Here is a 10,126-nt window from a genome sequence, read left to right as displayed (position 1 = left end):
GCACTTGTTGTCCTACGCCTCAACCACAAGAAGCTCTGGTGAGAAAACCTCATTAACCTTCCGTGAATTCTAGGTTAGGTCGAGCGTTTATCGCCGCGACCCTGGCAGTCTCGCTCCCAATGTCCATGACATCAGCCTTGGTCGCGCGGGATTCTCTCGTTTCCGCAACTTTCTTGCCGCATGCGGATACTTTTCACGCCTGTAAAGAAACCCACAACGATGAACCTGTTGCCATGCCGTAAGCCGCAGTTACTGCCGCAGAAGAGCTCATCGCCAATGAGATTATTGATGCCGATGTCGTCGCCGCACGCACTGAAACTGAACCGAACGTTGCGATCGCCGGACCGCAGCCTCAAGCACTTCCAACCGTGATAGCACTCGCCAGTTCAGGCTCCCCAGTGCTAGGTGTACTCATTTACCAAGCTGTGCGACTAAAATTTGTGGCTGCAGTCCTTGCCACCGCCATTAAGTTGAGGAATTTTGGATAGTCTCTGGTACCCGGTTTTCATCTTGGCGTGCGCGGCCGTCCTGTCCGCCACGGCTATCTTCGCCGCTGTAAAAACCAAAACGAGCCACCCGCTGGTCACACGCAGATCCCAATCCGCCGCGTGGTGGTTCTTTATCGCAACCATCGCTTATGTAACTGCATGTGTCCTGCTATTCACAACACTGCCACTAGGAATACCCATTGGCTGCGGCTTGCTCGGACTCATCGCTTGCGCAGCGGGGTACATTGCTGCAGGCGGGGGCGGCAGGTGATGTGCGTCAGATTCTAGACCCAGACCGAAACAACCACCGGAACGTTCGAGGTAAGACGCCTCTTCCTCGCATTGCTTTGCGCATCATCACAGTCGCATATTTTCAAGATTCCCGCTCACACCGCGCTAAACCGCACTTCCCGGGTGGCGGGATCAGCGGTGGTGAGTGTGACGGGGCGGCGGATTCCTTCCTCGTCGGTGGTGTTGTCGCAGTCGGCGAAGACTGGTGGTTCTTCGATGAAGATGCGGGCAGCGTCACTGTGCGGGTCGGCTTGAATGATGATGGCGTCGAATTGCTCCCCGATCCACGGGTGCAGCACGTGGGCTTCGCAGTAGTCGAGACAGGCGCGTTCCACGGTTGCCGCTAGCCGGGAGCTTTCGGTCATGGTTTCCAGAACCTGAGGAAGATCCGTTGTTACCCACTCCGGGACGTTCGAACCGGCGGTGAGGGCTAGGCAGATTTCGGTGGCGAATCGGTCGACAAGCCGCCGCAGCGGCGCGGTGACGTGGCTATACACCCCGGTTGCGGTGCCGGTGACACCGGCGTGCGGTAACGGATCGTTGGTGCTGAGGTTGAGGTAGTCGGCACCGCGTAACAGTTTCTGTGCTTCCCGCATCACCGCCATTCCCCGTGGGGTGCTGCTATCCAAGGTGCGCAGGAATGTTCCTAGTTGCTCGTCATGCGTCGAAAAGCCCAGGGTGCGTGTCTCTTTCCAGAAATCAGTGACGGCGGAATTTTCCGGCAACGCTAAGCTTCGCAGCACCCCGATCCCGGCATCGGCCATCATCCGCCCGGCGCACATGCCAGCCAGGAGTGAGATTTCGGAATTGTAATCCATCATCGGCACCCGGGGTTCAATGCGCAGTTCGGCAAGCCCATCGGGGCGGCGGTGTACCCGCTGGCTGGGCATGTTCAGCGTCACGGCGTCGGCGCGGAGGCTACTGTCGGACCGCAGTTGCCCAACCTGTGGCAAGAGCTGAATCGCGGGGTGAATCGTCCCCGCCTCGTAATCGCGCTGGGCTTCGTCGTAATCGTAGCGTTTAACCGAACGGATCATTGCACGGTCGACGCGGCAGGTTTCTACTTCCCCGGCGGCGTCCAATTCGATGCGCCACAGCGCGGCTGGCCGGGTTTGTCCAGGCAGCAGGCTAGCTTTGTCTTCGGATAATTCCGGCGGGTGCAGCCGGATAGGTGCGTCCGGGAGGTAGAGGGTCTGGCCGCGTCGTAAAGATTCGGTATAGACCGCGCTTCCTGGCCGCACGAACGCGGCGACGTCGGCGATGGCGTAGGAAACGATGAAACCGCCGGTTGGGCTGGCCGCGATATGAACCGCTTGGTCCAAATCCATCGATTCTGCCGGGTCGATGGTGACGAAGGGGATGTCCGTGGCGTCGATTCGGCCGTCGGGGAACTGATCGGTGGCGGCGGCTGCCTCCGCGCGTTGCTCATCGGTGAAGTCCCCATTGAGCTTGAATTCTTCGACAATGGGGCGGAAATCGACGTCTGCTGCGTATAGCTTCATGATGTCTTTGGATTCGGTTGGGAGGATGGGCGAATGAGCCAACCTATAAGCCGGATTCTGTACCGGGTCACCCGGTGGCGATCATCCATCTGGACGGGCTATTGCTAACCCGCCTCAAGCAGCTACCCGCAAACTTCAGGCGAGCCGCCCTCAAACGTTTGCGCAGCCACACCAGCACAAGTGCCAGTGCGACCTTCTTGCCTTGCTCCAGGTGGGGTTTACCCAGCCACGCTAGTCGCCTAACGTGCTGGTGCGCTCTTACCGCACCGTTTCACCCTTACCTAGTTTCCTAGGCGGTTTGCTTTCTGTTGCACGTGCCCGCGGGTTGCCCCGGGTTGCCGTTAACAACCACCTTGCTCTGTGGAGTCCGGACTTTCCTCGACCTGACGCTTGCCGATAACACCCTAAGGGGTGGAAAGACAGTTCGCACAGCAGGCCGCGATCGCCCAGTCGGCTCATTCGCTTAAGCCACTGTACACCACAATGCCGCCACCTGATTTCTGCCCGCACCACTGCCCGGTAATCTTCGCGCCAACCTGCTTTTTCTTGTGGGTATTACTTCGGCTGCGCCAGGTGGGAGGTGTCGTTGAGTAACCGCACGCAGGTTGGCCCGTCGGAATAGAACTCGGCGATCGATATGGAACCCAGATCAAGGTGCATCCGATTCGCCATATCGGCAGACCCGCCCAAGGCGATGCTGACAATTGCCTTGATGGGGCTGACATGACTGACCACCAAGACAGTTTTCCCGGCATAGGTTTCCCGCAACTGGTTCAATGTTCGAGCGACCCGTTGATGCGCCTGTGCGAGGGATTCTCCACCGGGTGGGGCAACCTGCGGGTCGCTCAGCCAGCTGGCGTGGTGGTCCGGGTCGGTCTCGTATGCTTGGTTGAACGTCAGCCCGTCCCACTCGCCGAAGTCGACTTCGATAAGCCCGGCGTCACAGGTCACCGGCAGGCCTAACGCATCGGCTGTCTCCTGGGCGGTTTGGGTGCAGCGTTGCAGCGGCGATGAAATGATCGCCGCGATTCCACCCCGGGCGGCGAGCCGCTGTGCCGCCCGTGATGCTTGCCACTGGCCGATATCGGTGAGCTTCGGGTCGGAGTGACCCGAATACTGCCGATTGGCCGACATTTCGGTTTGGCCGTGGCGTAACAGGATAAACCGGGTGGCGGTTGTGGTGGCACCATTCCATGAGGTTGGGGCGGATTCGGCGCGCCCACGTTCAGTTTTCGGCGTTTCGGTACCCGGCGCGGCGGGGGTGGTGGCATCAAGCGGAATTTCCCCCGGTTTCGCCCCTGCTTGCACCGCGTCCATGGCGATATTCGCCAGCGCGTCCGCCCGGGAGTTTTCGTTGCGCGGTATCCAGGTAAACGTCGAGTCGTCGAATTGCCGCAGCAACGCTTGGCACTGTAGCGCGAGTTCTTTCATGTCCGGATGTTTGATTTTCCAGCGCCCGGACATTTGTTCCACCACGAGTTTGGAGTCCATGCGGACATCGACCGCTGTGGCGCCCAGTTCGCTGGCTGCCTTGAGTCCGTTGAGCAGTCCGTGGTATTCGGCGACGTTATTGGTGGCGGTGCCTACCGCGTAGGAGATTTTTCGCAGCACCTCGCCGGTTTCGTCCAGAATGAGGGTGCCGGAGCCAGCGACCCCGGGATTGCCCCGCGAACCGCCGTCGGCTTCGATGATTACTTTCATGCCGGTCCCCCGCTTTTAGCTTCGTACCAGGTAGCTGCCGCAGTCGGGGCATTGGGGCAGTTCGTCGGCGGGGGTGGCGCGGATCGCGGAAATCTCTCCTGGTGGCAGGACGATGAAGCATCCGCCGCAGCTGCGGCCGTTGAATGCGGCGACCCCGACGGTGTTTTCGAGGCGCTGGGCGTCGTATTCCGCAATAACGTCGGCGGGGAGTATCTCGCGCAGTTCGGCGATCCGGGTCAGCGGGTCGGCGTCGTTATCCTGCGGTGACGCCTCGATGGCGCGGCGTGCGGACTCGACTTTTTCTTGTGCGTCTTTCACCCGCTGGCTGCACAGGTCGCGGTTATTGCGCAGCGCATGGATTTCGTTGTGTGCTTCGGCGAGTTCGCTCATCAAGGTGGCGATCCGGGATTTGGCGGAGTACAGGTCTTTTTCTAGGTCTTTGCGTAGCTCCGGGTCGGTGGCGGCGCTGAGTTGTTGTTTGTCGTCGGCTGCGCGACGCCGTAGTTTGCGTTCGTCTTCTTGGATGCGCAGGATTTCCAGCTCCATGTCGTCGACCGCCATCTGCGCTGCCCCGGCGGCTTTGCGCTGGCGGTCGAGTTCTTTCTGGGCGGTTTCGAGTTCTTGTTCCTCGGCACTTGGTTTCCGGGTTATGCCGGTGGCGGCGACTCGTTGCATGGTTGCAAGTTCTAGTAGCTGTTGTTGGAGGTGCGGGTCGAGTTTCATTTTTACTGTGCTTTCCTTATGTACAAGTGGTGGGTGTTGAGGGGGGGCGATTTCCGGTTGTCTGGAGTTTCCTGCGCCGGGCGGCCGACTCCGGTGGAACAACTCCAGACGGCCACCTATCGCGCACAACTGGCGCGTATAAAGGGTGTAGCTAGGCACGCGTGGCTTCGTCGGCGTTGTAGTGCTAAGCCTGGTCAGTCCGATTGTGTGATGGGGTGGGCGGATAGGGTCCACGGGTCGGTGCGAATGGGAAGAATATCAACTTCAAGCTCCGGCAGCGCGTGGTTGAGGATTTCTTTCGCTTGGCTGGTCCACGGGTATTCGCTCGCCCAATGGGCGGTGTCGATGATAAACGGCCCGCCTGCCCGCAGGTGTTCGTCGACGGGGTGATGCCGAAGATCGGAGGTGACATAAACATCGACGCCGAGTGCTGCAACGTCGCTAAGGAAGCTGTCGCCGGAGCCGGAGCTGACGGCGATTTTCTTAACCAGCTGATCCGGGTCGCCGGCGGCGCGGATCCCCCATTCGGTTTCCGGCAGGGCGTTTGCGACTTGTTGCACGAAGTCTTGAAACCGCATGGGTTCGGGAAGTTCGCCGATGCGTCCAAGCCCGTAGGCGGTATTGATGTCGCCGGTGGGTTCTAAGCTGGTGATATCGAATGCGGGTTCTTCATAGGGGTGACTGTGGCGCAGGGCGTCAATGATGGCAGAACGGCGGTTTCGTCCGGCCACAAATTCGATGCGGAGTTCCGTGATCGTGGTGAGTTCGCCGACGTTTCCTACCGCGGGGTTTGCGCTTGTCGACGCCTTAAATTGCCCGGTTCCGGGGAAGCTGAATGCGCATTGACTGTACTCACCTATCTCGCCAGCGCCTGCGGCAAAGATGGCGTCTTTGACCGCCTCTGCGTCAGCTTCTGGAACCTGCACCCCCCATTTATCCAGCCCGAAGAGTTTGGGTTTGATCGGTCGGGTCGCAGTAATGCCAACTAATTCCGCTAGTTTGTCGTTTACGCCGGGGCGTGCCGAGTCGGCGTTGGTGTGGGCGGAAAATAATGCCACACCGCCAGTGATGAGGGTGTGAATAACCTTGCCTTTAGGGGTGTTCGCTGCAACCGATGTGACACCGCGCATCAAAAGCGGGTGGTGCACGATAAGCATCTGCGCCCCAGCATCAACTGCCGCTTCGGCGACTTCCTGGGTGCAGTCAAGTGCTAATGCCACTGTGGTCACTTCTGCTTCCGGGTCGCCGCACACCAGCCCCACGGCGTCCCAGCTTTCGGCTAGGTGGGGTGGATAGGCGGCATCTAGTACCGCCATAATGTCGGATACACGCATGTTCTTTTTGTCCCTATCAGTCACGTTAAAGTGGCGATGAGCTTGTCGACGGTTTGTCGATCCCGTACCGCAAGTCGCCAGTAGTCTAATCCTAGTCCAGGAAAAGTATCGCACCGCCGGACGGCTATTTTCTGGGCTAGAAGTCGTTGACGTTTCTCCTCGTTCCCACCGGTAATAAGCACATACGGCGCCTGTGACGGGGCAGCAACCTGGTAACCAAGCGAGCCGAGTCTGTCGATCATTTCCGAGCGCTGCTGCGCCACTTGTAACCGCAGCCTCGGCAGTTCTTGCTCCTGGTGGCAGAAAACCGCGCGGGCGGCCGCTAATTGCAGGATGCCGATCGGCCAGTGGGCCCGTCCCGCAGTCAACTTTTGCAAAAGGTCAGGCGCAGCAACCATATATCCGATGCGCAGTCCCGCCAGTCCCCACGTTTTGGTGAGGCTGCGCAGCACGATGATGTCGCCCAATGCGGTGTCCGCCGCCAGGGAGTTTTCTTCGCTGGCAAGGTCGATAAACGCTTCGTCCACCACCAGAATCCGACCAGGACGTCGCAGCGCCAAAAGGTCAGCTTTATCCCATAACACCCCGGTGGGGTTGGTGGGGTTTCCAATTATGACCAGATCCGCCGCCTCACTAATGCCCTGCAATTGGGTAAACGGCGGCGAAAGCACCACCCGGTCGACGGTGCAACCAGCGTCCGTTAGAACAATATCTGGTTCAGAGAAACCCGGATGTACCACCGCCGGGTGGGCTGGTGCCAGTTTCGGGAGCATGGCAAAACCTTCACTTGCACCTGCCAACAACACGACATGATCATTCGGTACGCCGTGGTAGGTGGCGATCATGCCGGTGACCTCACGGACTTCCGCATCGCTGGGATAACTGGCGAGCCGATGAAGTGCGTCACTTAAGGCGTCGAAAAGCCACGTCGGCATGCCGGGCTGGACGTTGACCGCGAAATCCCACTCGGCACCTGCGGCGTCGATGTCACCGTGTATCCGTGAAAGCATGGCCCATACTTTACAGTGAGTGCTATGCCCCTTTTGCTTCTCGACGTCGACGGCACCCTCATCGACTCCGCACCCGGCATTCACCAATGCCTGCGGCGCACCCTCGACCACTTTGCTGTTCCCCAGCCCAACGACGATTGGTTCCGCGCCGCTCTCGGCCCCGGAATCGATAAAACCCTAGCCTCCGTCGGTTTGGGTGCTGATGCGGTGGAATACTACCGGGAACTATACCGCGCGGACGGCATGGCGCACTCGACGGTCTTCCCCGGCATCCGGGAATTACTAGATCACTGGCGTGCGGCCGACTACACATTGTGCACCGCAACCAATAAGGCACGCGCGGCGGCGGAAGGAATTTTGGAATTACACCAGCTTAACCAGTATTTCGCCATCATCGGTGCCGCCGATGGGAACCGCACGACCAAGGATGCCATCATCGGAAACGTCCTGGAACAGATCGGCGACGTCGACGATGTTGTGCTTGTCGGCGATCGAAGCCACGATACGATCGGGGCAAAAGCACACGGTATTGATACAGTTTTAGTCAGTTGGGGCTACGGCAACCCGACGGAATGGGCTGATGCGACACACGTGGCGCACAGCGTAGAAGAATTGAAAGGAATCATCCGTGACCGCTGGGCATAAACTCCACATCACTGTTGTGTGCACCGGAAATATCTGCCGCTCCCCCATGGGCGATGTTATCTTAAGCCATGCCATCCGCAACGCCGGGCTTAACGACGACGTCAAGGTCGATTCCTGCGGCACCGGCGGCTGGCATGTTGGGGAGAAAGCCGACCGCCGCGCAATCACCGAATTGCGCAAAGCCGGATACAACGGCGACGAACACCGCGCCGCACAATTCGATGACTCCCACGCCAACGCGGACCTCATCATCGCGATGGATTCCGGCCACGTGCAATCCCTGCTGCGGCTAGGAATCCCCGAAACCAAGATTCGACTGTGGCGCAGCTTCGACCCAGAAGCCGACACCGACTTAAACGTCGAAGACCCCTACTACGGTTACGCTTCCGATTTTGAACTGGTACGGTTACAGGTCGAGGCGGGAATTCCGGGCATTATCGACTGGATCAGAACCGAATTGGAGGAAAGCTAAACCCATGGCTGGCCAACAATCCGGGTGGAAAGTATTCCTTAACCCCGGCTGGATCATCACCATCATCCTGGTGATCGCCTTCTCCTACTCTGCCTTCACCATCTTGTCCCCCTGGCAATTGAACAAAGACGCCCAAATCGTCGACCGCAACGAGCACATTGAACAAGCCTTCAAAGTCGACCCGCAACCCTATTCAGCGGTATTCGATGCCCAGGGGAAAATCACGGACAACCAAGAATGGATGCGCGTTAACCTCAGCGGCCGCTACCTGCCTGAAAAGGAAGTAATCCTGAGGCTTCGGCCAGTCGAATCCACACCGGCGGTGCACGCACTGACCCCGTTCCAACTCGACTCCGGGGAAACGATACTGATAAACCGTGGTTTCGAACCAGTCACCGCCGGGGTGGAGCCAACCATTCCACCTGCACCAAACGGTGAGGTCACGATCATCGCCCATGCGCGGGTATCGGAACCAACCCCGCAGAACCCACCGACAACCGCCGACCCCATCCAGGTTTATGGCATCAACACTCAACAAATAGGTGAGCTGACCGGGCTGAAACTCGCGCAGGATTACGCCCAGCTTTCCGACGACCAACCAGGCCTGCTTAATTACATCCCCATCCCGAAACTCGACCGGGGCAATCACCTCTCCTATGGGTTCCAGTGGATAGCGTTTGGCATTATGGCACCGCTGGGGTTGGGGTATTTCATTTGGTCTGAGGCGAAGGAACGCCGCCGCGCCAAGCGGGAAGAAGCCGAGATGGCCGCAACCACCAGCACATCCGGCGCAAGCCCTGATCCCGACGCCTCGGAACCCGAACTACCCGATTCCCCCGCCACACCAGCCAAGCAAACGGTACCGCAGCCAACTACCCGCTCCAGATCCCGCTACGGCAACCAGCACCCGAATCATTACCGCCGACGCTCATAAGCACCGATCAGCCGCACCGACTTCACACACCGAATCGGTGCGGTTATACACTTCACGCCCGCTGATGAGGTCTTCGGCTCACCTCCTTGAACTTGTATGAGCTGCATAAGTTTTTGCTTTTCGCTGTCTCACGGTCAGCGGTTGTATTCATTGGTCGGGTTAGTTTCCCCTTATGTGGGGGTAGGGGTTGTTGTGCACGGTGTGGCGGTTCTTAAAGCTTGGTTGCTATTGATCATTGTTTATGTGACATAAGGGAGTTGGATGTGCCTGCTGTTTTGTTGCCGGATTTCAGTGTGTTTGATCGTCCTAAGTTTTATATCGGCGGTGATGAACAAGCGGTGATCTCCTGTGCGCAGCAGTGGCTGGATTTTTCCGATGACTGTAATCGGGGTGCATCATCATTGGTGGGGGCACAACCATATGGGTTTGTCGGTAGCGAAGGTGAGGCGTTTAACCAGCACGTTGGCCAGGCGGTACCGTCGCAGTTACAGGTTGCCTCCAGTGTCGGTGAGCAGGTGTATTCCGGGATTCGTACCTATGCGGCTGGCCTGGGGGATGCTAAAACGAAGATGCAGGCGCAGCGGTTTACCGGCATGGGGTGCCACGCAGCTGTCAATACGGCAGCTGAAGCGGTGAATGCTGCTGAAGCACACCTTGCGCTTGCGATATCAACAGGTAATGCTGCAGCTATTAGTGTGGCGCAGGCGAATCTTAAGATGTGCGAAGTAACCTACACCCAAGCGGTAGCCGAGTGGGAAGCATGCCTTACAGGTGCCGATACCATCAAAGCAGAGTTACTGGAGGTAACCACCCGGGCTGCTGGTCAGGTTTCTGGTGTGGTCAACGCTAGTACTGTGGGGGCGGTGGCGTGTGTGGATCCTTCGGGGTTGTCGTCGTATTTCCAGGTGGTTGTGTGGGAATTAGAGGCACTGGCCGAAACAGCAGATCAGGTAGCAGAACTCGTAGCATCGGGGATGAATCAGATTACCTCTTTGGTGGGTGCGGATGAGATTTCCGGCGATGTTA

At 58.6% G+C, this 10,126-nt stretch carries 11 protein-coding genes and 1 other RNA gene; 6 read left to right on the top strand and 6 right to left on the bottom strand.

What is annotated here, in order from left to right; all coding sequences use genetic code 11:
- Positions 1–119 precede the first annotated feature (119 nt).
- Positions 120–242 (top strand): hypothetical protein, encoded by a 123-nt coding sequence (locus tag Q4D85_RS14045; RefSeq protein WP_303201352.1) that lies wholly within the window; start codon positions 120–122, stop codon positions 240–242.
- A 238-nt stretch (positions 243–480) separates the two neighbouring features.
- Positions 481–759, top strand: a complete 279-nt coding sequence (locus Q4D85_RS14040) for a hypothetical protein (protein ID WP_303201351.1) — start codon at positions 481–483, stop codon at positions 757–759.
- Positions 760–874: 115 nt separating this feature from the next.
- Here the strand turns inward: Q4D85_RS14040 and Q4D85_RS14035 are convergent, their stop codons facing one another.
- From Q4D85_RS14035 to cobC, 6 genes are all read right to left on the bottom strand, one after another.
- The gene (locus Q4D85_RS14035) at positions 875–2,281 is read right to left on the bottom strand and encodes an RNB domain-containing ribonuclease (RefSeq protein WP_303201350.1); all 1,407 of its coding nucleotides are present in this window, start codon (positions 2,279–2,281) and stop codon (positions 875–877) included.
- Between the two features lie 30 nt (positions 2,282–2,311).
- An RNA gene (gene rnpB / locus Q4D85_RS14030) (RNase P RNA component class A) lies at positions 2,312–2,739 on the bottom strand.
- 97 nt (positions 2,740–2,836) lie between these two features.
- A complete protein-coding gene (locus Q4D85_RS14025) occupies positions 2,837–3,982 on the bottom strand; it encodes a bifunctional RNase H/acid phosphatase (RefSeq protein WP_303201348.1) in 1,146 nt (381 codons plus the stop codon).
- Between the two features lie 15 nt (positions 3,983–3,997).
- Positions 3,998–4,705, bottom strand: coding sequence for a zinc ribbon domain-containing protein (locus Q4D85_RS14020; RefSeq protein ID WP_303201347.1), 708 nt, complete (start codon positions 4,703–4,705; stop codon positions 3,998–4,000).
- Between the two features lie 194 nt (positions 4,706–4,899).
- Positions 4,900–6,039 carry a Nif3-like dinuclear metal center hexameric protein gene (locus tag Q4D85_RS14015; protein ID WP_303201345.1) on the bottom strand — a complete coding sequence of 380 codons (1,140 nt, stop codon included), beginning with the start codon at positions 6,037–6,039 and terminating at the stop codon, positions 4,900–4,902.
- Between the two features lie 20 nt (positions 6,040–6,059).
- Entirely contained in the window at positions 6,060–7,049 is a 990-nt protein-coding gene (gene cobC / locus Q4D85_RS14010; RefSeq protein WP_303201344.1) for an Rv2231c family pyridoxal phosphate-dependent protein CobC, read from the bottom strand.
- A gap of 24 nt (positions 7,050–7,073) precedes the next feature.
- Here cobC and Q4D85_RS14005 point away from each other — a divergent pair, with 24 nt between their 5' ends.
- The 4 genes from Q4D85_RS14005 to Q4D85_RS13990 form a co-directional block, all read left to right on the top strand.
- A complete protein-coding gene (locus Q4D85_RS14005) occupies positions 7,074–7,694 on the top strand; it encodes an HAD-IA family hydrolase (protein ID WP_303201343.1) in 621 nt (206 codons plus the stop codon).
- Positions 7,678–8,166 carry a low molecular weight protein-tyrosine-phosphatase gene (locus Q4D85_RS14000; protein WP_303201341.1) on the top strand — a complete coding sequence of 163 codons (489 nt, stop codon included), beginning with the start codon at positions 7,678–7,680 and terminating at the stop codon, positions 8,164–8,166. The genes Q4D85_RS14005 and Q4D85_RS14000 overlap by 17 nt, the downstream gene beginning before the upstream one ends.
- Before the next feature lie 4 nt (positions 8,167–8,170).
- On the top strand, positions 8,171–9,100 hold the full coding sequence (locus Q4D85_RS13995; RefSeq protein WP_303201339.1) for an SURF1 family protein: 930 nt from the start codon (positions 8,171–8,173) through the stop codon (positions 9,098–9,100).
- Between the two features lie 263 nt (positions 9,101–9,363).
- On the top strand, positions 9,364–10,126 hold a 763-nt coding region (locus tag Q4D85_RS13990), incomplete at its 3' end, for a hypothetical protein (RefSeq protein WP_303201338.1).

Origin of the sequence: Corynebacterium sp. (assembly GCF_030532965.1) — a bacterium.
Taxonomy (GTDB): domain Bacteria; phylum Actinomycetota; class Actinomycetes; order Mycobacteriales; family Mycobacteriaceae; genus Corynebacterium.
The sequence above is the reverse complement of the archived record's forward strand: the minus strand, read 5'-3'. Positions and strand labels throughout refer to the sequence as shown.

Bases quoted from the DNA above. Each gene is read 5' to 3' on its own strand.
- Q4D85_RS14025 (WP_303201348.1), bottom strand. From the start codon at position 3,982: ATGAAAGTAATCATCGAAGCCGACGGCGGTTCGCGGGGCAATCCCGGG.
- Q4D85_RS14045 (WP_303201352.1), top strand. From the start codon at position 120: ATGTCCATGACATCAGCCTTGGTCGCGCGGGATTCTCTCGTTTCCGCA.
- Q4D85_RS14020 (WP_303201347.1), bottom strand. From the start codon at position 4,705: ATGAAACTCGACCCGCACCTCCAACAACAGCTACTAGAACTTGCAACC.
- Q4D85_RS14005 (WP_303201343.1), top strand. From the start codon at position 7,074: ATGCCCCTTTTGCTTCTCGACGTCGACGGCACCCTCATCGACTCCGCA.
- Q4D85_RS13995 (WP_303201339.1), top strand. From the start codon at position 8,171: ATGGCTGGCCAACAATCCGGGTGGAAAGTATTCCTTAACCCCGGCTGG.
- cobC (WP_303201344.1), bottom strand. From the start codon at position 7,049: ATGCTTTCACGGATACACGGTGACATCGACGCCGCAGGTGCCGAGTGG.
- Q4D85_RS14015 (WP_303201345.1), bottom strand. From the start codon at position 6,039: ATGCGTGTATCCGACATTATGGCGGTACTAGATGCCGCCTATCCACCC.
- Q4D85_RS14035 (WP_303201350.1), bottom strand. From the start codon at position 2,281: ATGAAGCTATACGCAGCAGACGTCGATTTCCGCCCCATTGTCGAAGAA.